We start from the raw sequence: 22,371 nt of genomic DNA, 5'->3' as shown, positions 1-22,371 counted from the left end.
TGACCTTTACTGAAGCGTTGGATGCGGGAAAACATCACAAAAAATCAGTGTAGCGATCCTTTTGCGGGGAAAGAAGCGAATAAACGCAGTTTGAGGAGAAGGAAAAGTGTGGCTGGCCGGTCAGCCTTTACCGCGGCGGATCTTGTCGACGTCCATCAACAGCCACAACATCAGGGCGATGGCGGAGATCCAGGGGCCCCAGGTCACGTAGGCCTCGCCGTGCCCCAGCACGAAGAACAGCAGGGGCAAACCGATCACCAGAAAAAGTACGCTTCCCAGAAAAAATAGCATTTTGTCTTTATATTTAACATGTTGGCTTTTTTATCATTATAAGGATTGAGCTCGGTGATGGAAGGCCAAAAATGCAAAAGGGGGATTTCTCCCCCTTTTTGATCCGATAGCGCTGCTTTGTCGTGCTATTCCAGCTGAATCCAGGTGCTTTTCAGCTCGGTGTACTTCTCCAGTGCATGCAGCGACTTGTCGCGGCCGTTGCCGGACTGCTTGAAACCGCCAAACGGCATGGTCATGTCGCCACCGTCCCAGTTGTTGACGAACACGGTACCGGCGCGCAGGGCGCGCGAGCCTTTCACCGCCTTGTTGAGATCCGCCGTCCAGATCGCCGCCGCCAGCCCGTAGTCGGTGTCGTTGCCCAGCGCGATTGCCTCTTCCAGGGTATCGAAGCCGGTCACTGCCAGCACAGGGCCGAAGATCTCCTCGCGGAAGATGCGCATCTGCGGGGTCACCTCGTCGAAGATGGTGGGCTCGATATAGAAGCCGCCGCTTCCGGTATTGGTGCGGTTACCCCCCAGCAGCAGTTTGGCCCCCTCCTGTTTGCCAATCTCGATATAGCGCAGCACCTGCTCCATCTGGATGTGGTCCACCATGGCGCCGATGCGGGTTGCCGGGTCGAGCGGGTCGGCTGAAATCCACTCCTTGGCGTGGGCCAGCAGCCGCTCCATAAATTGCGGTTTGATGCTGTTTTGTACCAGCAGGCGAGAGGCGGCGGTGCACACCTCGCCCTGGTTGTAGAAGATGGCGCCAGCGGCGCTCTTGGCGGCGGCGTCCAGATCCGGCGCATCCGCCAGTATGATGTTGGGGCTCTTGCCGCCGCACTCCATAAAGGCGCGCTTGAGGTTGGATTTGCCGGAGCACTGCACCAGATGTTTGCCGATCTTGGTGGAGCCGGTGAAGGTGATGCAGTCCACATCCATATGCATGGCCAGCGCCTCACCCACGGTGTGGCCAAAGCCCGGCAGCACGTTGAACACGCCGTCCGGAATGCCCGCCTCCTTGGCCAGACCCGCGATGCGCAGGGCGGTCAGGGGGGATTTTTCGGAAGGCTTGAGGATCACCGAGTTGCCGGTAGCGAGTGCCGGGCCCAGCTTCCAGCAGGCCATCACCAGTGGGAAGTTCCACGGCACGATGGCGGCGACCACCCCGAGCGCTTCGCGGGTCACCAGCGCCAGAGCAGACTCCTCTACCGGGGCGACCTGATCGTAAATCTTGTCGATCGCTTCGGCGTTCCAGGCGATGCAGTTGGCGGCGGCGGGGGCGTCATAGCCCATTGCATCGCCGATGGGTTTGCCCATGTCCAGCGACTCCAGCAGCGCCAGCTCCACCTTGTTGAGGCGCATCAGCTCGGCGAAGCGCTGCATGATCTGCTTGCGCTGTTTCGGGGCCAGCCCGCACCAGCGTTTGTCCTCGAAAGCGGCACGAGCGGCCTGCACCGCCAGTTCGGCATCGGCGGCATCGCAGGCCGCTACCCTGGTCAGCAGCTTGCCGTTGGCCGGGTTGATGCAATCGAAGGTGGCGCCATTGACGGCATCCCGATAGCTGCCGTTGATAAAGGCTTGCGAGGGCAGGGTCAGATGGGCGGCCTTGTGTTGCCACTGGGCCAGGGTCAGGTCACTCATGTTCACTCCTTGAACCGGCAAAAGTCAGTTTCCGCGTATCAATATGCTAAACATCCTGCCGCTTGTAAATCCATCTTGTAACAATTCATTAAACATTGCCCCCCTGCTGACTGGCGTCTGGATGTCAGAAACTGGCGGGGGTGTTGGCCGAAATCAGCATGCACTCCTGCTCGCTACTATTGCGAAAACGGTGGGGGGTGCGGCTGTCGAAGTAGTAGCCGTCCCCGGCGCCCAGCAGGTAGATCTGCTCGCCCACGGTCACTTCAACTTCGCCCTTGATGACGATGCCGCACTCTTCACCCTCGTGGCTCAGCATGTCGTCGCCAGTGTCGGCGCCCGGTGGCAGTACCTCTTGCAACATGCCGATAGCGCGGTTGGCACGGCTGTGTCCGACCAGCCGATAGCTGATGGGGTGGGTGCCGAGATCCGGCATATCCGCGGCGCGGAAGATCACTTCGGTGCCCATTTCGGTCTCTTCGGTGAAGAAGCTGGCCAGCGACATGGGGATGCCTTCCAGCACCTTGCGCAGGGAGGCGACAGAGGGGCTCACCTGATTTTTCTCGATCTGGGAGATAAATCCGTTGGTCACACCGGAGCGCTTTGCCAGCTCGCGCTGGGAGAGGGCTGCCTTGGTGCGAACCGCCTTGAGGCGGTGACCGATATCCATCTATAGACACTCCTTGACTGTTTACTATTATTAAAATTGTGTTAAATATCTTATACCACCCTGTTGATGCGTCTAGCTAGGGGTGGCACCAGACAGGGCGATAACGGGCCCTTTTTTATGGATTCAGGTGTTTAATTTAATAGGCATTGGCCGCCAGTTGCTAAACACCTTAAGGATGAGGTGACCATGAAACCGATCAGCGACATCAATACGCCCTCCGACATGTCTGCCTTCTGGATGCCGTTCACCGCCAACCAGCAGTTCAAGGCGGCGCCGCGCATCCTGAAGTCGGCAGAGGGGATGTATTATCACTCAGAGGATGGCCGCAAGATACTGGATGGCACCGCCGGACTCTGGTGTTGCAACGCGGGCCATGGTCGGCGCGAGATTGCCGAGGCGGTCTCCCAGCAGATTTCCCACCTCGATTTTGCCCCCACATTCCAGATGGGCCACCCCCTGCCGTTCGAGCTGGCCAACCGACTGGTGGAGATCGCTCCCAAGGGCTTTGGCCACGTCTTCTATACCAACTCCGGCTCAGAGTCGGTCGATACCGCGCTCAAAATCGCGCTGGCCTGGCAGCGGGCTCGCGGTCAGGGCACCCGCACCCGGCTGATTGGCCGCGAGCGTGGCTATCACGGGGTCGGTTTTGGCGGTATCTCGGTAGGGGGCATTCCCGGCAACCGCAAGTGGTTCGGCTCCCTGCTGACCGGGGTGGATCATCTGCCCCATACCCTCAACATCGCCAAAAATGCCTTCACCAAAGGGCTGCCCGAGGAGGATGTGGCGCTGGCCGACGAGCTGGAGAAGATCGTCTTTCTGCACGATGCCAGCAATATCGCGGCGGTGATCGTCGAGCCCATCGCTGGCAGTACCGGCGTGCTGATGCCGCCCAAAGGCTACCTCAAGCGGCTGCGGGAGATCTGTACCAAGCACGGCATCCTGCTGATTTTTGACGAGGTGATCACCGGTTTCGGTCGCCTCGGTTCCCCCTTTGCCGCCCAGGAGTTCGATGTCATCCCCGACATGATCACCTGCGCCAAGGGGCTCACCAACGGCGCTATCCCGATGGGGGCGGTGCTGGTGCAGAAGCATATCTATGACGACATGATGGCGGCAGGCAAGGGGGCCATCGAGCTGTTCCACGGCTACACCTACTCCGGCCATCCGGTGGCTGCGGCCGCGGGTCTGGCGACCCTCGAGATCTATCGCAACGAGAACCTGCTCAGCCGCGCCGCCGATCTGGCGGGCTACTGGGAGGAGGCGGCCCATTCGCTGAAGGGCTGCAAGCATGTGAAGGATGTGCGCAACTACGGGCTGGTGGCGGGCATCGAGCTGGAATCCATGCCGGATGCGCCGGGCAAGCGCGCTTATGAAGTGTTTGTGCGCTGCTTCGAGAAGGGGGCGCTTGTCCGCGTCACTGGCGACATCATCGCCCTGTCGCCACCCCTCATCATCGAGCGCAGCCAGATCGACGATCTCTTCACCCTGCTGCAGGATGCCCTGCAGGCACAACCCTAACCCCATTTGACGGCCCCGCCTTGGCGGGGCCCTGCGTTGCCTCGTTTTGACGAGCACAGCGCCACCACGACATCAGTTATCACGGAGGATACATGACATACAGGGTCAGCAACTTCATCAACGGCCAATTGCAGGAGAGTCGCAGCGAGCGGCAAGGGGCCATCTTCAATCCCGCCTGCGGCAAGCAGCAGGGGAGCGTGGGGCTGTCGAGCGCCGCCGAGTGTCAGGAGGCGATCGCCATCGCCGAGCGCGCCTTTGCCGAGTGGTCGCAAACCCCGCCGCTGGTGCGGGCCCGGGTCTTTTTCCGCTTCAAGGAGTTGATGGAGCAGCACAGGGACGAGCTGGCCCAGCTCATCAGCCGCGAACACGGCAAGGTCTTCTCCGATGCGCAGGGTGAGTTGACCCGCGGGCTGGAGGTGGTGGAGTTTGCCTGCGGCATTCCCCATCTGCTCAAGGGGGAGCACTCCCTCAACGTCGGCCGTGGGGTAGACAGCTACTCCATGATGCAGCCGGTGGGGGTCTGTGCCGGTATCACCCCGTTCAACTTCCCGGCCATGGTGCCGCTCTGGATGTTCCCGGTTGCTATCGCCTGCGGCAACACCTTCATTCTCAAGCCCTCCGAGAAGGATCCCTCCCTCTCGTTGCGGATGGCCGAGCTGCTCAAGGAGGCCGGTCTGCCGGACGGCGTGCTCAACGTGGTGAACGGTGACAAGGAGGTGGTGGATGTGCTGCTGACCGATCCGCGAGTGGGGGCCGTGTCGTTTGTCGGCTCCACCCCTATCGCCCAGTACATCTATGCCACCGCCTCTGCCCACGGCAAGCGGGTGCAGGCGTTGGGCGGCGCCAAGAACCATATGGTGGTGATGCCGGATGCGGATCTCGATCAGGCGGTCTCTGCCCTGATGGGGGCCGCTTATGGTGCTGCGGGCGAGCGCTGCATGGCCATTTCGGTGGCCGTGGTGGTGGGTGACGAGACCGCCGATGCGCTGGTGGCCAAGCTGACGCCGCTGGTGGAAAAACTGCGGGTTGGCCCGGGGCTGGGCCAGAGCCCGGAGAACGAGATGGGGCCGCTCATCAGCAAGGAACATCTGGCCAAGGTGCGCGGTTATGTGGATCAGGGGGTGGCCGAGGGGGCTGCGCTGCGGGTTGATGGTCGCTCGCTGAGCCACGACGAGGGTTACTTTATCGGTGGCTGCCTGTTTGACGAGGTGACCCCCGAGATGCGCATCTACCGCGAGGAGATCTTCGGCCCTGTGCTCTCCATCGTACGGGTGCCGGACTACGAGACGGCGCTGCGCCTCATCAACGAACACGAGTACGGTAACGGCACCGCCATCTTTACCTGTGACGGCGACACCGCGCGGGACTTCACGGCGCGGGTGCAGGTCGGTATGGTAGGGGTGAACGTTCCCATTCCGGTGCCGATGGCGTTTCATAGCTTTGGCGGCTGGAAGCGCTCCATCTTCGGGCCGCTCAACATGCACGGGCCGGACGGGGTTCGCTTTTATACCCGGATGAAGACGGTGACGGCGCGCTGGCCCCAGAGCCTGCGCAGTGGTGCCGAGTTCTCCATGCCGACCATGAAGTGACGCGCTGGCGCGTGTTCATGGTCTAACCTCTTGCCCCCGCCGGTCGTTGATTGGCGGGGGCGAACTCTGTAAAGGAACAACAGATGCGATTGGGAATTCTCGATTGTGACCGGCTGGATCCCGATCTGGCGGATCGTTTTGGCCCCGTCTACTCCGAGATGTTTATCAGGGGCTTCGCGGCCCTGGCCCCCGAACTGGAATTTCGGGTCTGGTCGGCTCTCGATGGTGAGCTGCCGGAGGATCTGCATGAGTGTGATGCCTGGCTCATCACCGGTTCGCGCCATGATGCCTATAGCGACATCCCCTGGATTCAGGCGCTGCGGGCGTGGATCCGTCAGGCGCACGATGCCGACGTCAAGCTGGCCGGTGTTTGCTTCGGTCATCAGGTGATCGCCCAGGCGCTGGGTGGCGAGGTGGTGAAGTCCACCAAGGGGTGGGGTCTCGGGGTGTCGGTGCATCCTATGCTGGAAGATGCCCCCTGGATGGCGCCGGCGCGGGATCATATCCGCATTCTGGCCAGCCATCAGGATCAGGTTGCCCTGCTGCCGCCGGGGGCGACCCGGCTGGCGGGCAATGATTTTTGTCCCAACTTCATGTTTTTGCAGGGGGATCACATAGTCGCCATTCAGGGGCATCCGGAGTTCTCGGTGGAGTACAACCGGGCGCTGATCGAGCGGCGCCGTGGCCTGTTGCCCGACGAGCGCTACCAGAGCAGCCTCTCCTCGCTGGAGGGGGAGGTGGATTCGGCGACCATGATGCAGTGGCTGCTGCAGTTTCTGGGGATCCTGCCGCTGCGGGCTGGCGCGGCCTGAGCCCGGTTTGTCAGCTACCCCTTCGGATGCTAGATTTTGTAGCAAAATGAAGGATCAAGCGCTGAGATGTCGGGATCGGATGGTACACTGGCCGCCCATGTGGCGGCCTGTTTGTCTGGCTTGATTGCCGTCCCGGCCTGAGCCAAACCTGTCTGAGCCAAACCAGTGTGAGAGTGTGACGCCTTGAAACTACAGCAATTGAAGTATTTGATCGCGATCCGGGACCACAACCTCAATGTGTCCGTGGCTTCCGATGCGCTCTTCACCAGTCAGCCGGGGGTCAGCAAACAGATTGGCCTGCTGGAGAGCGAGCTGGGGGTGCGGATCTTCGAGCGCCGTGGCAAGCACCTGCACCGCATCACGCCGGTGGGGGAGGAGATCATCAAGTGTGCCGAGGCGATGCTCAACATCGAGAGCAAGATCAAGGCGATCTCCCGCGAGTATCTGGACCCGACCGTGGGCACCCTCAATATTCACACCACCCACACCATCGCCCGCTATCTGCTGCCCAAGTCGGTCACCTACTTCACCAAGAAGTACCCCAAGATCTCGTTCCACCTCCATCCGGTGATGTCGGCGAGCAAGGAGCAGATCAGCAAGGGTTACTCCGATTTCTCCATCGTTGCCCACGAGATTGGCTTCGACAAGGAGCTGATCGCGCTGCCCGCCTACCTCTGGACCCTCTCGCTGGTGGTGCCGCAGGATCACCCGCTGGCCAAGGTGAAGAAGCCGACCCTGGAGCAGCTCTGCCACTACCCGATCCTCAGCTACGAGAGCGGGGCTACCGGCCGTCAGGTACAGGACGAGGTATTCCATGCCGCCGGTCTCACCCCGAGCTACTACATGACGGTGATGGATGCCGGGGTGATCAAGCGCTACGTGGAGCTGGGCTTTGGCATCGGCATCATCTCCTCGCTGGTCGCCAATGACACAGATGCCCCTGGGCTGGTCTCCATCAATCTGGAGCACCTGTTCAAGCCCTGCCCGGCGCAGATCTGCTTCAGCAAGAGCATCCTGCTGCAGAACTACATGTATGACTTCATCAGCTCATTCTCACCTCACCTCACCAAGGAGGTGATCCAGAGCGTGATGCAGCAGCCGACTCAGGCTCGCATCGACGAGCTGCTGGCCGGGGTAGAGCTGCCCATCTATTGATCCCGATCGGATTCCCGATCGCTGCCGGTTGTCTCTTCTGTCAGGCTGGGCTCTACTCGGGGTTCAGCCTGTCTCTTTTGGGCTATCTCCATCGTCCGAGGTCTCTATGTCCCGCATTTTGCTGCTTGCCAATCTCAACTGTGATCACGTGCTCTCCCTCTCCGAACCGCTGGTGGCGGGGGCCCGGCTGCAATATGTGGATCAGGGGCGCAGGTTGGGAGGTGGCGCGGCCAATACCGGCATCGGGCTGGTGTGGGCGGGTCACGAGGTGACCATCGCCTCCCGTATCGGGCTGGACGAGACCGGCGACTGGTTGCTGGAGCAGGCGGCTGGTTACGGGCTGGATTGCAGCCATGTGGAACGCTTTGGTGGCGAGACCGGTGAACTGCTCATTTTGGTGGACTCCACTGGGGAGCGCACCATACTGCGTCGGCCGCGGCGCCCGGATGTGCCGGGCGATTTGCCGCTGGAGGGGGTGGATTGCCTCTATGTTAACTATCCCGGCACCGCCATCATCAGCTACATGCGCCAGATGCTCGGCAAGAGCTTCGTGGTGGCCCAGTATCCCAAAGGGGGGCAGGCCCGCCGTCCCTGCCATGTGCTGGTGGCCTCCCGCTCCGATCTCGGAGAAGTGAGCGACCCCTGGCAACATGCCCGTCAGCTGGCGGGGGATCAGCTCGAATGGCTGGTGCTGACCGAGGGCAAGGCGGGGGCGGTGGCCATCCACGGTGAGGAGCAGATCCGGGTCGCCGCCCGGCCCGTCTCGGTGGTCGATACCACGGGGGCGGGAGATGCTTTCGCTGGCGGATTGATCCATGGTCTGGCGCGAGGCATGGCAATCAAGGATGCGCTGCAGTGCGCGGTGGACTGGGGCGCGTTTGCCGTCGCCTCCGAGAGCTCCATCCCCTCGGTTGCCCTGAAAAACTGGCTGAAACAGCCCCACTGAGCCACCTCTCTGATGGGCGATTGAGGGTCGGATCGCGGACCATGCAGCAACTCGTAGAGGGGGCTTGGCGAGGGGGACGGTTCGGGAGATTTACCCGCAATAATGCGGGTAAACGCCGGGGTAACCCGGCAAGTTTGCGATCAATCAAAGAAAGTGTCGATTTATGTGCATCTTCATCGACACCCGGTTGTGCTGCTCTTAACCTGTCACTCCGCAACTCAGATTAAGAGACAGGCCCCCTCTGGCAGGCAAGCAGAGGTGAACCGGTTGTCTCCTGCCTCTTAGCTCAATGTTGTCCCCCTGATTTCTGGCTTGTAGTAAGAGGCAAGTGCGACCATGCAACTGACACGATTTACCGACTACGCCCTGCGTACCCTGACCTTCCTGGCGGTTCAGCCGGGGGATCGCCTGTCGACCATTACCGAAGTGGCCGATACCTTCGGCATCTCTCGCAACCATGTGGTCAAGATAGTGCACCAGCTTGGCATCAAGGGGTACATCGAGACGGTGCGTGGCAAGCACGGTGGCATCCGACTCGGTCGCTCAGCGGTCTCCATCAATCTGCGCGATGTGGTGATGGACATGGAGCATGTGCTCTGTCCGGTCGACTGTAAGCGGGAGAACTGCCGTCTCTCCGGTGGCTGCCGCATTCAGGGCATTCTGCGCCGTGCCATGAACGCCTTCCTTGAAGTGCTGGGCGAGTACACCCTGGCCGATGCGGTGCGTGATCCGAACCGTCTCTGCCACCTGCTGGGTATCGAGCAAGAGTCCATCGTGACCATGGCCTGACGGGGCGCACAATAACGAACCAGATATGAAAGGGGCCTGCTGGCCCCTTTTGCTTGTCAGCGACTGCCCGGCTGGCGGATCAGGGTGATGGCGCCGTGCAGGCAGGCGAGGCCGCAGGCGCCGCAGCCATTGCAGGCATCCATATTGACGTTGATGCTGTCAGCGCTGGCCTTGATCGCCTGCTGGGGGCAGGCATCTTCACAGAGCAGGCAGTAGAAGCCCTGCCGTGCCTGACAGCTCTCCTCGATCTGGACCCGGGTCTGCACCTGACGCCCCAGTTGCAGGTCGAGGGCGCCGGTGGGACAGGCTCTGGCGCAGCTGCCGCAGTAGCTGCACTGGCCGCAGGCGAGATCGAGCACCGGCGTACCGGCGATGGGGCTCCCCTCGTACTCTTCCTGGGTGGCTGGTTTGAGCAGACCGCGCGGGCAGGCTTTGAAGCACTCGCCACAGCGGGTGCAGAGGGAGAGGTACTGGGACTCCTCGATGGCCCACGGCGGGCGCGCTTCATGGCAAACCACGGCGGGCTTGCGGGAAGCTTGCCAACCTTGTGTCAGCCAACGGAGGAAATAGTGAGTCATGCTCGCCCCTGATACCTATTAGGGGTTAATTTTATCGAAGTTTCGGGAAGCAGGCCAGAGAATAGCGGCCGTCAGGATCGCAAGCGCAGTTGCCCTTGTGTAAGCTAGGCGAGTCTTTTTACGTGGTTGAATGAAAACATATGTGGCTATTTCTCTGGCGTGCTTCCCTGCTCTATATCTTCCCCCTGCTGATGTGGGGCTACTGCCGCATCAAGGGTATCGAGTTCGCCGAGCTCGATACCGGCGTCAACACCCACAAGTGGGTGGTGCTGGCCGCCTACCTTATCTACGTGCTGCTCTGGCTGCTGGTTAACCGCTATCTCGAGCTCTTCTTGCGTCAGCGGAGCCGTAAATGATCGAGCCCGGGCTCTGGGTCATCCTGCTGCCAGTCGCCCTGCTGGCACTCGGAACAGGCTGGCTTATTGGCCGGCGCAGCAGCACGGCGCAGACTCAGGAGCTGCTGCTGGCACAGGAGCGTTATCAGGCTCTGCAGGAGCGTTTTGACGAGTTGCAGGATGAGCGGCAACAGGGGCAGCAGAAGCTGGATCAGCAGCAGACCCTGCTCATCAAGCTCACCGCCCGTCTCAAGGATGCGGAAGCAACCCTGCGCAGCGAACGGTTGGCCGCCGCCGAGAAGCTGCAACTGCAACAGGAGGCGGAGCAGCGCCTCAGTCAGCAGTTCGAGAACCTTGCCAACCGAATCTTCGAGCAAAACTCCGGCAACTTCCGCGAATTGAACCAGAACAGCCTCGATCTGCTGCTCACTCCGCTCAAGGAGCAGCTGGAGGGCTTCCGCCGTCAGGTAGGGGAGACTTATGCGCAGGAGACGGCCCAGCGCCACAGTCTCAAGTTTGAGCTGGAGCGCCTCGCCGAGCTCAATGCCCGCATGACCGAAGAGGCTGCGGCACTGACCAGAGCCCTCAAGGGCGACAGCAAGCAGCAGGGCAACTGGGGGGAAGTGGTGCTGGCGCGGATCCTCAGCGAGTGCGGTCTGCGCGAGGGTCACGAGTACCACACCCAGGTCAATATCGAGGTGGAGAAGGGCAAGCGTTACCAACCTGACGTCATCGTCCGCCTGCCGCAAGAGAAAGACATCATCATCGACGCCAAGGTGTCGCTGACTGCCTACGAGCGCTGGTACAACGCCGATGACGAGCTGGAGAAGTCTGTTGCACTCAAGGAGCACGTCGCCTCGGTGCGCAACCATATCCGCGAGCTGGGTCGCAAGGATTACCAGCAGTTGCCCGGGGTGCGTACCCTCGACTATGTGCTGATGTTCGTGGCGGTGGAGCCCGCCTTCCTTACCGCGATGGAGGCTGATCCCTCGCTGGTGCGTTACGGTCTCGACAACAACATCCTGCTGGTGAGCCCCACCAATCTGATGGTGGCGCTGCGCACCATCGAAAACCTGTGGCGCTACGAGCGGCAGAACCAGAATGCCCGCCAGATTGCCGAACGGGCCGGTCGTCTCTACGAAAAGCTGCGGCTGTTTGTCGAGGAGATGCAGCAGATGGGCGGCAGCCTGCACAAGGCGCAGGAGAGCTACGACAAGGCGATGGGACGGCTGGTCAACGGCCGTGGCAACCTGATTGCGCAGGTCGAGCGTTTCCGCGAGCTGGGGGTGGAGGTGACCAAGAGCCTGCCCGAGCCGCTGGTTGAGCGGGCGCTGGAGCGTGACAAGGAGCGGGAGTAGTTTTCCCCTGTATCGCCATCAGCAAAAGGCCCAAACCCAGTTTGGGCCTTTTGCCATTTAACTTTGTTAACAGGCGATGGCTCCCATTCCCACTCGTCTTCTGAGTTTTTGGTATTGCTGGCCAAAGCTGGTTGTTTTTAGGTCTGCACTGGTTGGTTGAGCCAATATATGAGCTGCGAGATAAAACATCCCTCGTTGTTTTAATGTCTGCGATCCATATTCCCCCCAACGGCTACCCCCTGTCTCATAGCTCGCTTCTTGCAAGGCGAAGATAACTTTCTCGGTAGGGTATGCGTCTTCCTTACCGAATTGACCGAAAAACGAAGCGCGGAAGTGCCCAACAATATCTGGTGTAATATCCATCAAAAACCCTCTTTGTAAGAAGTAACCTCACGGTTACGTAATTAGAATGAGGGTGTTTGGAGTGTTGCTCAACTCATTGTTTATAATGGTTTTTCATTGACGAATTCGTCATGTGAGGCTTTTGGTTTTATGTCTGACCATGTAACAGGCAAATAAAAACGGCCCACCGAAGTGGGCCGTTGTTATTTGCACTGCCGGTGTTAATCAGCGGCTGGCGGCGCGGGCGCTCAGTTCGGCTTTCTCGCTATCGCTCAGGAAGGCCAGGGTCAGGCCGTTTTGCTGGGCAGTGCGGATCTCGCTCGTCGTCATGCCAGCGGCCGGGGCAGCCACCTCATATTCGTGGGGCAGGTCGATGCCTTCCACCGCCGGATCGTCGGTGTTGAGGCAGGCTAATACACCGGCAGCCAGGAACTGGCGGATCGGGTGCTCGGTCAGACTCGCCACCGTAGTGGTCTGGACGTTGGAGGTGAGGCAGGATTCGATGCCGATGCGGTGCTCGGCCAGATAGGCCATCAGGGCCGGATCCTGAATCGCTTTGACACCGTGGCCGATACGCTCGGCACCCAGCTCGCGAATGGCCTGCCACATGCTCTCGGGGCCAGCCGCCTCACCGGCGTGCACGGTGACGCGCATGCCTGCATCGCGCACCTTGCGGAAGTGGTCGACAAAGAGTTCCCCCGGGAAGCCCAGCTCGTCACCGGCCAGATCGATGGCGACCAGCTTGTCGCGATGGGCCAGACAGGCGGCCAGCTCCTGATTGCACTGCTCGGTGCCGAAGGTGCGACTCATGATGCCGATCAGGTTGGCCTTGATGCCGAAGTCACGGCTGCCCGCGGCCACGCCGTCGATGATGGCTTCCACCACACCCTGCGGGTGCAGCTTATGGGCCATCGCCATATAGGCCGGGCTGAAGCGCAGCTCTGCATAGTCGATACCGGCGCGCAGCAGGTCTTCTACGTTCTCGTAGGCAACCCGGCGGCAGGCGTCGTAGTCGGCCAGCACGGCAACACCCCAGTCCAGCTTCTTCAGGAAGGCGACCAGACTTGGCTCGTTCTCGACGATCTGTACGTGGGGGCGCAGCGCCTCCAGCTCGAAGGCGGGCAGCTGAATATTGTGTTGGCGACCCAGCTCGAGGATGGTCTGCGGACGGATGTTGCCGTCCAGATGGCGGTGCAGGTCGGTCAGGGGGAGAGATCTGTCAATCATGATGGCGCCTTCTTCGAGTCGGGTTTGAAAGCCTGCCATTCTAGGCGGGGCTTTCAAAAAAGATACCCCGTTTGCTGGCAAACGGGGTCTTATTGGTCGGTGATTTATCAAGGCGTGATGGGAATCGTTTTTCCCCGGGACTCAGGAGAGATCGAGTTCCTTCAGCTTGCGGGTCAGGGTGTTGCGACCCCAGCCAAGCAGGCGCGCCGCCTCCTGCTTGTGGCCGTGGGTGTGCTCCAGCGCCGTCTCCAGCATGATCCGTTCGAACTGGGGCATGGCATCGGCCAGGATGTCTGTCTCTCCCAGCGCCAGCTTGCTGGCCACCCACTCCTGCAACTGTTGCTGCCAGCAACCGGGCAACGCCGGTTGACCGGGCTCGGCGTTGTGGGTGATGGGGGTAAGCAACTCGGGGGGAAGATCGCTCACCAGCACCTCCTGCCCGGAGGCCATCACGGTGAGCCAGCGGCAGACGTTCTCCAGCTGGCGCACGTTACCCGGCCAGGGCAGGCGGCTGATATAGGTCTGGGTATCCGGGTGCAGGCTCTTGGCCTCCACATTCAGCTCTTTGGCGGCGCGCAACAGGAAGTGACGGGCCAGCTGGGGAATATCCTCACGGCGCTCCTTGAGAGCGGGGATGTGGATGCGAATGACGTTGAGGCGGTGAAACAGATCCTCGCGAAACTCGCCATCGGCCACTCGTTTCTCCAGATTCTGGTGGGTGGCGGCGATGATCCGCACATCTACCTGTACCGGCTGGTGGCCGCCGACTCGGTAGAACTGGCCATCGGCCAAGACCCGCAGCAGCCGGGTTTGTACATCCAGCGGCATGTCGCCGATCTCGTCGAGAAACAGAGTGCCGCCATCGGCTTGCTCGAAGCGGCCGTGACGGATGTTGTTGGCGCCGGTGAAGGCCCCCTTTTCGTGCCCGAACAGCTCCGATTCGATGAGATCTTTCGGGATAGCCGCCATGTTGAGGGCGATGAAGTTTTTGTGGGCACGCGGGCTGTGCTTGTGCAGGGCATGGGCGACCAGCTCCTTGCCGGTGCCGCTTTGACCATTGATCAGCACCGAGATGCTGGAGCGCGACAGGCGACCGATGGCGCGAAACACCTCCTGCATCGCCGGCGCCTCACCGATGATCTCCGGCGTAGCGGTGGCTTCTTGCTGGCGAGACTTCCGCTTGGTGCGCTGCTCCTTGAGGTGATTCTCGGCGCGGCGCACCAGGGTCACTGCTTCGTCGATGTCGAACGGTTTGGGCAGGTACTCGAAGGCGCCGCGCTGGTAGGCGTTGACCGCGCTGTCGAGATCCGAGTGGGCGGTCATGATGATGATGGGCAGATCGGCCTGACGGCGGTGGATCTGCTCCAGCAGGCTCAGGCCGTCGATGCCCGGCATCCGGATATCGGAGAGGATGACATCGGGCGAGCGCAGCTCAAGGGCGTGCAGCAGCGCTTCGCCATCGGCAAAGCTTTCGCAGTTGAAGCCTTCGCTGCCGAGGGTGCGCTCCAGCACCCAGCGGATAGAGCTGTCATCGTCGACGATCCACACTTTGGCTGTCATGGTGTTCCCTTACTTGCGAAGCGGTAGAAAAATGGTGAATTCGGTGTGGCCCGGCCAGCTGATGCAGTCGATTTTCCCCTTGTGCTGGTCGATCAGGTTCTGGGCGATGGAGAGGCCAAGCCCGGTGCCGCCCTCTTTGCCAGTGATCATGGGATAGAACAGGGTGTCGCGGATGGCGTCCGGAATACCGGGGCCGTTGTCGATGATCTTGATCTCCGCCGCCAGCCGATAGCGCTGGCCGTGGATGGTGATCTGGAAGGCGGTGCGGGTCTTGATGCGGATAAGCCCGGTCTGATCGCCTAGCGCTTCGGCCGCGTTGCGCACTATGTTGAGAAACGCCTGCTGCAGCTGATCCGGCTCCATCTCGAATTCGGGGATGCTGGGGTCGTAATCTCGCTCGATGCGAACAGAGGGCGGCAGCTCCAGCTCCACCAAGCGGCGTACCTGCTCCAGCACCGAATGGACATTGTGCATCTGGTGGCGGCCTGGGCGCTGGGGGCCGAGCAGCCGATCGACCAGTACCCGCAGCCGGTCGGCCTGTTCGATGATGATGCCGGTATATTCGCGCAGGGCCGGGTCTGGCAGCTCTTTTTGCAGCAGTTGGGCCGCGCCGCGCAGGCCACCGAGGGGGTTCTTGATCTCGTGGGCCAGCCCGCGCACCAGCTCCTTGGCGGCCAGCTGCTGGGCATGTTGTTGCTGCTCCTGGCTGATCTTCTTCTGCTGGTCGATCTTGCGCAGCTCCACGACCAGCAGACGCTGTTCGTGGTCGGCCATGGGGGTGGCGCTCAGTTCCACCAGTCGCGGTTCTCCTTCCACCACCAGGGTCACTTCGCTGTCGGTAAAGCCCTGCCCTGAAATGAGGCACTGTTTCAGTCGTTGCAGGTCGAGGGAGATATGCTCCAGCAAATGGGGCAGTTCGATACCGATCAGCCGCCGCTCACTGAGGGAGAGCAGCTGTTCAGCCGCCGGGTTGACGAATTGGATGCAGAGCCGCTCATCCATCAGGATCACGGCGGTCAGCAAATTATCCAAGAGTGTTTTGGCGTTGTCCGAGCGGGTTGGCACAGGTTTCTCCCTAAAACGGTGCTACACACCTGTTATGCACCGATATGGTGCATGGAGTTTACCCGCATCGGTGCGCTATATCACCCCTAGTCCGCTTTGGGGGTGGGTTTGGGAGGCGGCGTCACGCTCGCTCTATGCAGGTAAAAGGTGACTGCACTAGATTTAGCAAGGATCGTACCGTCTTTGGCGAGCAGCTCGAGCTGGGCCTCATGGGCACCGCGATCGACGTTTTCGACGCGGATCGACAGACTGTTGCTGACGATGGGGGCGGCTTTGCCATCCAGAGTCAGGCGCACATCATACTGGCTTGGCGGTTTGGGGCTGATCTGGCCCTGAAAGACGATGTTGCCGGTGTTATCGCGCAAGGTGCTGCCCTGTTCCGGGGAGAGTAGTTCGATCACCAGTTTGGCGGCTTCTTTCTTCTTGTTGGCGTCGACACCGGTCAGGCTGTTGAAGTTATCGACCTGTACCGAGTTGGGTGAGCCGCTGATGAGCGGTGCGACCCGCAGATCGACCTCCCTGGCCTTCTTGCCCGGAGGTGGTGCATCCGTGTAGTGGGTGACGCCATTGCCATCGACCCAGGAGTAAACCTTGGCCGCATCGGCACTGAATGAGGTCAGCAACAGGAGGGTGAGCACCCCTATGCCATGCTTGTTGTTCATCCATCTCTCCTTGACGGTATCTTGCTTAATCCTATCAGAGAAAAAACCCGCCAGATGGCGGGTTTTGTCACGATTAAGCAAGCTGACCGGATTGAAACGGGCAGTCTGTTCCGACTTAGACGGAGTAGTACAGTTCGAACTCCAGCGGGTGCGGGGTCATGCGCACACGGTCAACATCCTGCTGTTTCAGTTCCAGATAGGAGTTGATGAAGTCATCGCTGAACACGCCACCACGAGTCAGGAACTCGCGGTCTGCATCCAGTGCGGACAGCGCTTCGTCCAGAGAACCGGCAACGGTCGGCACTTCTGCGGCTTCTTCCGGCGGCAGGTCATACAAGTTCTTGTCCATGGCGTCGCCCGGATGGATCTTGTTGATGATACCGTCCAGACCGGCCATCAGCTGGGCTGCGAAGGCCAGGTACGGGTTGGCTGCCGGATCCGGGAAGCGTACTTCGATACGACGGGCTTTCGGGCTCGGTACCACCGGAATACGGATGGAGGCAGAGCGGTTGCGGGCAGAGTAAGCCAGCATGACCGGTGCTTCATAACCCGGGACCAGACGCTTGTAGGAGTTGGTGGTCGGGTTGGCGAAGGCGTTGATGGCCTTGGCGTGCTTGATGATACCGCCGATGTAGTGCAGAGCCATCTCGGACAGGCCGCCGTACAGGTCGCCAGCGAACAGGTTGACGCCGTTCTTGGCCAGAGACTGGTGGCAGTGCATGCCGGAGCCGTTGTCACCGAACATGGGTTTCGGCATGAAGGTGACGGTCTTGTTGTAGGCGTGGGCCACGTTGTGGATCACGTACTTCAGCACCTGCACTTCGTCCGCCTTCAGCGTAAGAGTGTTGAAGCGGGTGGCGATCTCGTTCTGACCGGCAGTGGCCACTTCGTGGTGGTGAGCTTCAACGACCTGGCCCATCTCTTCCAGCACCAGACACATGGCGGCGCGGATATCCTGGGAGGAGTCGACCGGCGCAACCGGGAAGTAACCGCCTTTCACGAACGGACGGTGACCCTTGTTGCCATGCTCATAGGCAGTGCCAGAGTTCCATGCGGCTTCTTCAGATTCGATTTTCACGAAGCTGTGGCCCATGGTGTTGGAGAAAGTGATGTTGTCAAACATGAAGAATTCCGGCTCCGGCCCGAACAGCACGGTGTCAGCGATGCCGCTGGACTTCAGGAAATCTTCTGCACGCTTGGCGATGGAGCGCGGATCGCGGTCGTAGCCCTGCATGGTGGCAGGCTCCAGCACGTCACAAACGATGTTCAGAGTGGTCTCTTCGGTGAACGGGTCCAGTTTGGCGGAGGCTGCGTCCGGCATCAGTACCATGTCGGATTCGTTGATGCCTTTCCAGCCGCCGATGGAGGAACCATCGAACATCTTGCCGTCTTCGAAGAAATCTTCATCAACCTGGTGAGCAGGGATGGATACATGCTGCTCTTTACCCTTGGTGTCGGTAAAGCGCAGATCAACAAACTTGACTTCGTGTTCCTGGATCAGGGCCAAAACGTTCTGGGCAGACATGCTAAGTAACCTCCGGTGTTAAAACTCTCTGGGTGAATGCGTCGTCGTATTCACATAAGCCAGTATCATGCCAAGTTTGTGACAGCTTGATTTCAGGGCAATCCCGGTGAAGAGGCTCCCCAAAATCAGGCGATCTCGACTCGTGTTGCATCAATTTAGTGCGACTGTGGATCGTTTTGGTGCACTGTAATGGTGCGCGAAATACGGTCACCGCCCATCTAAGCAGGGTTTGTCGGAGAGGTCTATGATCCAGATCTGTTGTTGTGCGCGAATGTACTGCAATTCTGCTAGGCAGATCACAAAGGCGAGAGTACAATTAGCGCCCAATTTTACCCGGTGATTTGAGGCGAGAATGTTAGAGAATTTACGCAATATTGCGATTATTGCGCACGTTGACCACGGCAAAACGACTCTGGTTGATAAGCTGCTGCAGCAATCCGGTACTCTGGATCGCACCAGCGAAGGTCAGGAACGGATCATGGACTCCAATGATCTGGAACGGGAACGTGGCATCACCATTCTCGCCAAGAACACTGCGATCCGCTGGAACGACTACCGCATCAACATCGTTGATACCCCGGGTCACGCCGACTTCGGTGGTGAAGTTGAGCGCGTACTCTCCATGGTTGACTCCGTGCTGCTGCTGGTTGACGCCGTAGATGGCCCGATGCCGCAAACCCGTTTCGTGACCCAGAAAGCGTTCGCTCAGGGTCTGAAGCCGATCGTGGTCATCAACAAGATCGACCGTCCGGGTGCTCGTCCTGACTGGGTAATGGATCAGGTATTCGACCTGTTCGACAACCTGGGCGCGACTGACGAACAGCTGGATTTCAAAGTTGTTTACGCCTCTGCACTGAACGGTTGGGCCACCATGGATCAGGACGTTGAGTCCGAGAACATGGAGCCGCTGTTCCAGGCTATCGTTGACAACGTAGAAGCCCCGGCGGCGGATGCCGACGGTGGTTTCCAGATGCAGATCTCCCAGCTGGACTACAACTCCTACGTCGGCGTTATCGGTATCGGCCGTATCACCCGTGGTCGCGTCAAGACCAACCAGCAAGTCACTGTAGTTGGTGCTGACGGCAAGACCCGTAACGGTAAAGTCGGCCAGGTGCTGGGTTACCTGGGTCTGTCCCGTACCGAAGTTACCGACGCGCAAGCGGGTGACATCATCGCCATCACCGGTCTGGGCGAGCTGAAAATCTCCGACACCATCTGTGACAACGGTGCTGTTGAAGCCCTGCCGCCGCTCTCCGTTGACGAGCCGACCGTGAACATGACCTTCCAGGTCAACACCTCACCGTTCGCCGGTAAAGAGGGCAAGTTCGTGACCTCCCGTAACATTCTGGAGCGTCTGAACCAGGAGCTGGTCCACAACGTGGCCCTGCGCGTGGAAGAGACTGATGATCCGGACAAGTTCCGTGTATCCGGTCGTGGTGAGCTGCACCTCTCCATCCTGATCGAAAACATGCGTCGCGAAGGTTACGAACTGGCTGTGTCTCGTCCGGAAGTAATCCTGCGTACCGTTGACGGCGTTCTGCAAGAACCGTTCGAAACCGTAACCGTGGACGTTGAAGAAGCGCACCAGGGTTCCGTGATGGAGCAGCTGGGTCTGCGTAAAGGCGAAATGACCAACATGACGCCGGATGGCAAGGGTCGTGTCCGTCTTGACTTCATGATCCCGAGCCGTGGCCTGATCGGCTTCCAGACCGAGTTCATGACTATGACCTCCGGTACAGGTCTGCTCTACCACACCTTCGACCATTACGGTCCGCACAAGGGTGGCAGCATCGGTGAGCGCCAGAACGGCGTGCTGATCTCCAATGCAACCGGTAAGGCCCTGACCTACGCCCTGTTCGGTCTGCAAGACCGCGGTCGTCTGTTCATCGGTCACGCGACCGAAGTGTACGAAGGCCAGGTGATCGGTATTCACTCCCGTTCCAACGACCTGACTGTTAACTGCCTGAAGGGCAAACAGCTGACCAACATGCGTGCCTCCGGTACCGACGAAGCTCAAGTGCTGACTCCGCCGATCCGCATGACTCTGGAACAGGCTCTCGAGTTCATCGACAACGACGAACTGGTAGAAGTGACTCCGAAGAACATCCGTATCCGCAAGAAATTGCTGACCGAGATGGACCGCAAGCGCTCTGGCCGTGGTTAATTCCATGCGCTGAGTCGCTCAGATGCCCTCGTGGCAACTGACGGTTCACGGATAAACGGGCCCAAACCTCTGGTTTGGGCCCGTTTTTTTATCTTCGGCAAATGGCCTCGGGGAGCGGTACCTACAGGGCTGAGCGGTTACGCCTTGCTGGCGAATGAGCGGGCTGGCCGAGCGTGGCAGGCTATGAATGGGCATCAGCCATGGTTCTGTCGCTGGCTCGTCACGTCGGTGTGTTATCTGAAGGTTGCCCTGTGGATCGGAAGATGGTCGTGCAGGGCGTGCTGGCAGGGGCGGAGGCTCATGGATGAGCTAAATCGATCGGTATAAATTTAATTTATGGGTTTTTGGTTAATGGCCCAATTTTATCTTATGTCATCGCAAGCGGGCTCTATGAAGCCATTTGTGCTTCATCCGGCGTCATTACCGGGAGTGCCCGATCCGGAAGCATAAAAACAACGCCCTCCACCGGTTGTTATCAACCGGCGGAGAGCGTCGCTACTTGTGCGTTACTGGCGCCAGAAGGAGGGGAAGAAAAGTACGGCGACCGTCAGGATCTCCAGCCGACCCAGCAGCATGCCGAACGACAGCAGCCATTTGGCTGATTCCGGCAGGCTGGCAAAGTTGGTGCTGGGGCCCACCACCGGGCCCATGCCCGGACCGACGTTGGCGACGGCGGTGATGGAGCTGGAGATGGAGGTGAGGGGGTCGAGCCCGATGGCAGCCAGTAGCGCCGCGATCACCAGAATGATGGCGAAGTAGGCCAGCACGAAGGAGATCATCGAGCGGATGATGGCGTCATTGACCGTCCGGCCATTGTACTTCTGGGGGAAGACGGCGGAGGGGTGCATCAGCTGGCGCATCTGCTTTCTGAACAGGGCGAAGGCCACCTGTACCCGGAAGATCTTCAGACCGCCAGCGGTGGAGCCGGAGCAGGCCCCCAGCGCCAGCAGCACGATGAAGGTGATGCTGGCGAGCGGCCCCCAGGTACCGAAGTCACCGAGACCGAAACCGGTGGTGGTGAGCACCGAGACGATGTTGAAGCAGCTGATGCGCAGGGCATCCCAGAAGCCGAACAGGTCTCTCTCCCACAGATAGAAGGTCATGATGACGGTGACCCACACCACCAGCCAGAAGAAGCCGCGTACCTGGGCATCCTTGAACAGGCTGTTGTCCCTGTGGTTGAGGCTCTGCACATAGAGCAGGAAGGGCAGGCCACCGAGGAACATAAACAGGGTGCCAATCCAGTGCGCCGAGTTGGAGAAGTGGGACATGGATTGATCGGAGGTGGAGTAGCCGCCGGTGCTGAGGGTGGTCATCGAGTGGTTGATCGCCTCGAACATGTTCATGCCGCTGGCCCAGTAGGCCATGAAGCAGAGCATGGAGAGCACCAGATAGACCACTACTATGTTGTTGGCCACCGTCTTGGCCCGTGGCGCGCTTTTGTCTGACCAGTCTGAGCTCTCGGTCTGGAACAGCTTCATGCCGCCGACGTTGAGGTAGGGCAGTATGGCGACTGCCATCACGATAAAGCCAACCCCGCCCAGCCACTGCAGGATGGATCGCCACAGCAGGATGCTGTGGGCCATGTTGTCGAGGCCGGAGAGCACGGTGGAGCCGGTGGTGGTCACCCCCGACATGGTCTCGAAGTAGGCGTCAGTGAAGTTGATGTGAGTGATGAAGACAAAGGGCAGGGCGCCGAAAATGCAGGCCACCACCCAGACCGAGGTGGTGAGCAGGAACATCTCCCGCACCCCCAGATGAAACTCCGCCTTGCGTCCGTAATGGAGGCAGAGCAGGGCGGCACCGTGGGTAATGAGCACCGATTTAAGAAACTCGACGAACCCCTCGGAGCCGGTCAGTAGCGCCAGCAGGGTCGGCAGCCACATGAAGAGCGCCAGTTTGGAGAGCACCAGCCCGAGCGTAAAGATGATGGGACGCAGCTTGATCATGTTCGATAACCTGGTCGTTGATTAACAAAAGACCCGGACCATCCCCTTGGGGGAGCTGAGCCGGGTCTGGTTTGACAGCCTGTGCACATGGAGACGTTACAGGAAGAAGGGGCTTGGCTGGAACAGCCGCTCCACTTCCGGGATGTACTTCTTGTCCACCAGGAACATTACCACGTGGTCATCTTGCTGGATCTTGGTGCGATTATGGGCGATCAGC

At 60.0% G+C, this 22,371-nt stretch carries 20 protein-coding genes; 9 read left to right on the top strand and 11 right to left on the bottom strand.

The window, feature by feature from the left end; translation table 11 throughout:
- Nucleotides 1-120: 120 nt before the first annotated feature.
- The 3 genes from LD28_RS23525 to LD28_RS0102140 all read right to left on the bottom strand — a co-directional run bounded on the left by LD28_RS23525 (nucleotide 121) and on the right by LD28_RS0102140 (nucleotide 2,580).
- Nucleotides 121-291, bottom strand: a complete 171-nt coding sequence (locus LD28_RS23525; protein ID WP_005341999.1) for a hypothetical protein — start codon at nucleotides 289-291, stop codon at nucleotides 121-123.
- A gap of 125 nt (nucleotides 292-416) precedes the next feature.
- A complete protein-coding gene (locus LD28_RS0102145; protein WP_033135381.1) occupies nucleotides 417-1,913 on the bottom strand; it encodes an aldehyde dehydrogenase in 1,497 nt (498 codons plus the stop codon).
- A gap of 124 nt (nucleotides 1,914-2,037) precedes the next feature.
- Nucleotides 2,038-2,580: a cupin domain-containing protein gene (locus tag LD28_RS0102140; protein ID WP_033135380.1), complete on the bottom strand. Its 543-nt coding sequence runs from the start codon at nucleotides 2,578-2,580 to the stop codon at nucleotides 2,038-2,040.
- 186 nt (nucleotides 2,581-2,766) lie between these two features.
- On the opposite strand from LD28_RS0102140, the gene aptA reads away from it, so the two are divergent.
- From aptA to LD28_RS0102110, 6 genes are all read left to right on the top strand, one after another.
- Entirely contained in the window at nucleotides 2,767-4,098 is a 1,332-nt protein-coding gene (gene aptA / locus LD28_RS0102135; RefSeq protein WP_033135379.1) for an omega-aminotransferase AptA, read from the top strand.
- 92 nt (nucleotides 4,099-4,190) lie between these two features.
- Nucleotides 4,191-5,687: a CoA-acylating methylmalonate-semialdehyde dehydrogenase gene (locus LD28_RS0102130; protein ID WP_033135378.1), complete on the top strand. Its 1,497-nt coding sequence runs from the start codon at nucleotides 4,191-4,193 to the stop codon at nucleotides 5,685-5,687.
- 83 nt (nucleotides 5,688-5,770) lie between these two features.
- Complete coding sequence (locus tag LD28_RS0102125) at nucleotides 5,771-6,499, top strand: glutamine amidotransferase-related protein (protein WP_033135377.1); 729 nt, start codon at nucleotides 5,771-5,773, stop codon at nucleotides 6,497-6,499.
- A 183-nt stretch (nucleotides 6,500-6,682) separates the two neighbouring features.
- A complete protein-coding gene (locus LD28_RS0102120) occupies nucleotides 6,683-7,654 on the top strand; it encodes a LysR substrate-binding domain-containing protein (RefSeq protein WP_033135376.1) in 972 nt (323 codons plus the stop codon).
- A 106-nt stretch (nucleotides 7,655-7,760) separates the two neighbouring features.
- Nucleotides 7,761-8,600 carry a PfkB family carbohydrate kinase gene (locus LD28_RS0102115; protein ID WP_033135375.1) on the top strand — a complete coding sequence of 280 codons (840 nt, stop codon included), beginning with the start codon at nucleotides 7,761-7,763 and terminating at the stop codon, nucleotides 8,598-8,600.
- Nucleotides 8,601-8,936: 336 nt separating this feature from the next.
- Entirely contained in the window at nucleotides 8,937-9,389 is a 453-nt protein-coding gene (locus LD28_RS0102110; protein WP_033135374.1) for an Rrf2 family transcriptional regulator, read from the top strand.
- Nucleotides 9,390-9,445: 56 nt separating this feature from the next.
- On the opposite strand, the gene LD28_RS0102105 is transcribed toward LD28_RS0102110, so the two are convergent.
- Nucleotides 9,446-9,967, bottom strand: coding sequence for a ferredoxin-type protein NapF (locus LD28_RS0102105; protein ID WP_033135373.1), 522 nt, complete (start codon nucleotides 9,965-9,967; stop codon nucleotides 9,446-9,448).
- 140 nt (nucleotides 9,968-10,107) lie between these two features.
- On the opposite strand from LD28_RS0102105, the gene LD28_RS0102100 reads away from it, so the two are divergent.
- A complete protein-coding gene (locus tag LD28_RS0102100; protein WP_033135372.1) occupies nucleotides 10,108-10,323 on the top strand; it encodes a hypothetical protein in 216 nt (71 codons plus the stop codon).
- Entirely contained in the window at nucleotides 10,320-11,660 is a 1,341-nt protein-coding gene (rmuC, locus tag LD28_RS0102095) for a DNA recombination protein RmuC (RefSeq protein ID WP_050514240.1), read from the top strand. Before LD28_RS0102100 ends, rmuC begins: the two co-directional genes overlap by 4 nt.
- 66 nt (nucleotides 11,661-11,726) lie before the next feature.
- Here rmuC and LD28_RS0102090 read toward each other — a convergent pair whose 3' ends face one another.
- The 6 genes from LD28_RS0102090 to glnA all read right to left on the bottom strand — a co-directional run bounded on the left by LD28_RS0102090 (nucleotide 11,727) and on the right by glnA (nucleotide 18,041).
- A complete protein-coding gene (locus LD28_RS0102090) occupies nucleotides 11,727-12,023 on the bottom strand; it encodes a DUF4054 domain-containing protein (protein ID WP_050514239.1) in 297 nt (98 codons plus the stop codon).
- Nucleotides 12,024-12,227: 204 nt separating this feature from the next.
- Nucleotides 12,228-13,229 (bottom strand): adenosine deaminase, encoded by a 1,002-nt coding sequence (add, locus tag LD28_RS0102085; protein WP_033135416.1) that lies wholly within the window; start codon nucleotides 13,227-13,229, stop codon nucleotides 12,228-12,230.
- A gap of 141 nt (nucleotides 13,230-13,370) precedes the next feature.
- Nucleotides 13,371-14,789, bottom strand: coding sequence for a nitrogen regulation protein NR(I) (glnG, locus tag LD28_RS0102080; protein ID WP_033135371.1), 1,419 nt, complete (start codon nucleotides 14,787-14,789; stop codon nucleotides 13,371-13,373).
- 9 nt (nucleotides 14,790-14,798) lie between these two features.
- On the bottom strand, nucleotides 14,799-15,854 hold the full coding sequence (gene glnL, locus LD28_RS0102075) for a nitrogen regulation protein NR(II) (RefSeq protein ID WP_033135370.1): 1,056 nt from the start codon (nucleotides 15,852-15,854) through the stop codon (nucleotides 14,799-14,801).
- 86 nt (nucleotides 15,855-15,940) lie between these two features.
- Nucleotides 15,941-16,516, bottom strand: a complete 576-nt coding sequence (locus LD28_RS0102070) for a DUF4124 domain-containing protein (RefSeq protein WP_033135369.1) — start codon at nucleotides 16,514-16,516, stop codon at nucleotides 15,941-15,943.
- 115 nt (nucleotides 16,517-16,631) lie between these two features.
- A complete protein-coding gene (gene glnA / locus LD28_RS0102065) occupies nucleotides 16,632-18,041 on the bottom strand; it encodes a glutamate--ammonia ligase (RefSeq protein WP_033135368.1) in 1,410 nt (469 codons plus the stop codon).
- Between the two features lie 352 nt (nucleotides 18,042-18,393).
- On the opposite strand from glnA, the gene typA reads away from it, so the two are divergent.
- Nucleotides 18,394-20,205 (top strand): translational GTPase TypA, encoded by a 1,812-nt coding sequence (typA, locus tag LD28_RS0102060; protein ID WP_033135367.1) that lies wholly within the window; start codon nucleotides 18,394-18,396, stop codon nucleotides 20,203-20,205.
- 506 nt (nucleotides 20,206-20,711) lie between these two features.
- Here typA and LD28_RS0102055 read toward each other — a convergent pair.
- Nucleotides 20,712-22,154 (bottom strand): TrkH family potassium uptake protein, encoded by a 1,443-nt coding sequence (locus LD28_RS0102055; protein ID WP_033135366.1) that lies wholly within the window; start codon nucleotides 22,152-22,154, stop codon nucleotides 20,712-20,714.
- Between the last annotated feature and the right edge of the window lie 217 nt (nucleotides 22,155-22,371).

This window comes from Aeromonas finlandensis, assembly GCF_000764645.1.
Classification (GTDB): domain Bacteria; phylum Pseudomonadota; class Gammaproteobacteria; order Enterobacterales; family Aeromonadaceae; genus Aeromonas; species Aeromonas finlandensis.
Note: the sequence above shows the minus strand (reverse complement) of the source record. Positions and strands in the feature narration are given on the sequence as shown.

What these genes read in the sequence shown, in the direction of transcription:
- LD28_RS23525 (WP_005341999.1), bottom strand. Translation starts at nt 291, where the DNA reads ATGCTATTTTTTCTGGGAAGCGTACTTTTTCTGGTGATCGGTTTGCCC.
- LD28_RS0102145 (WP_033135381.1), bottom strand. Translation starts at nt 1,913, where the DNA reads ATGAGTGACCTGACCCTGGCCCAGTGGCAACACAAGGCCGCCCATCTG.
- LD28_RS0102140 (WP_033135380.1), bottom strand. Translation starts at nt 2,580, where the DNA reads ATGGATATCGGTCACCGCCTCAAGGCGGTTCGCACCAAGGCAGCCCTC.
- aptA (WP_033135379.1), top strand. Translation starts at nt 2,767, where the DNA reads ATGAAACCGATCAGCGACATCAATACGCCCTCCGACATGTCTGCCTTC.
- LD28_RS0102130 (WP_033135378.1), top strand. Translation starts at nt 4,191, where the DNA reads ATGACATACAGGGTCAGCAACTTCATCAACGGCCAATTGCAGGAGAGT.
- LD28_RS0102125 (WP_033135377.1), top strand. Translation starts at nt 5,771, where the DNA reads ATGCGATTGGGAATTCTCGATTGTGACCGGCTGGATCCCGATCTGGCG.
- LD28_RS0102115 (WP_033135375.1), top strand. Translation starts at nt 7,761, where the DNA reads ATGTCCCGCATTTTGCTGCTTGCCAATCTCAACTGTGATCACGTGCTC.
- LD28_RS0102110 (WP_033135374.1), top strand. Translation starts at nt 8,937, where the DNA reads ATGCAACTGACACGATTTACCGACTACGCCCTGCGTACCCTGACCTTC.
- LD28_RS0102105 (WP_033135373.1), bottom strand. Translation starts at nt 9,967, where the DNA reads ATGACTCACTATTTCCTCCGTTGGCTGACACAAGGTTGGCAAGCTTCC.
- LD28_RS0102100 (WP_033135372.1), top strand. Translation starts at nt 10,108, where the DNA reads ATGTGGCTATTTCTCTGGCGTGCTTCCCTGCTCTATATCTTCCCCCTG.
- rmuC (WP_050514240.1), top strand. Translation starts at nt 10,320, where the DNA reads ATGATCGAGCCCGGGCTCTGGGTCATCCTGCTGCCAGTCGCCCTGCTG.
- LD28_RS0102090 (WP_050514239.1), bottom strand. Translation starts at nt 12,023, where the DNA reads ATGGATATTACACCAGATATTGTTGGGCACTTCCGCGCTTCGTTTTTC.
- add (WP_033135416.1), bottom strand. Translation starts at nt 13,229, where the DNA reads ATGATTGACAGATCTCTCCCCCTGACCGACCTGCACCGCCATCTGGAC.
- glnG (WP_033135371.1), bottom strand. Translation starts at nt 14,789, where the DNA reads ATGACAGCCAAAGTGTGGATCGTCGACGATGACAGCTCTATCCGCTGG.
- LD28_RS0102070 (WP_033135369.1), bottom strand. Translation starts at nt 16,516, where the DNA reads ATGAACAACAAGCATGGCATAGGGGTGCTCACCCTCCTGTTGCTGACC.
- glnA (WP_033135368.1), bottom strand. Translation starts at nt 18,041, where the DNA reads ATGTCTGCCCAGAACGTTTTGGCCCTGATCCAGGAACACGAAGTCAAG.
- typA (WP_033135367.1), top strand. Translation starts at nt 18,394, where the DNA reads ATGTTAGAGAATTTACGCAATATTGCGATTATTGCGCACGTTGACCAC.
- LD28_RS0102055 (WP_033135366.1), bottom strand. Translation starts at nt 22,154, where the DNA reads ATGATCAAGCTGCGTCCCATCATCTTTACGCTCGGGCTGGTGCTCTCC.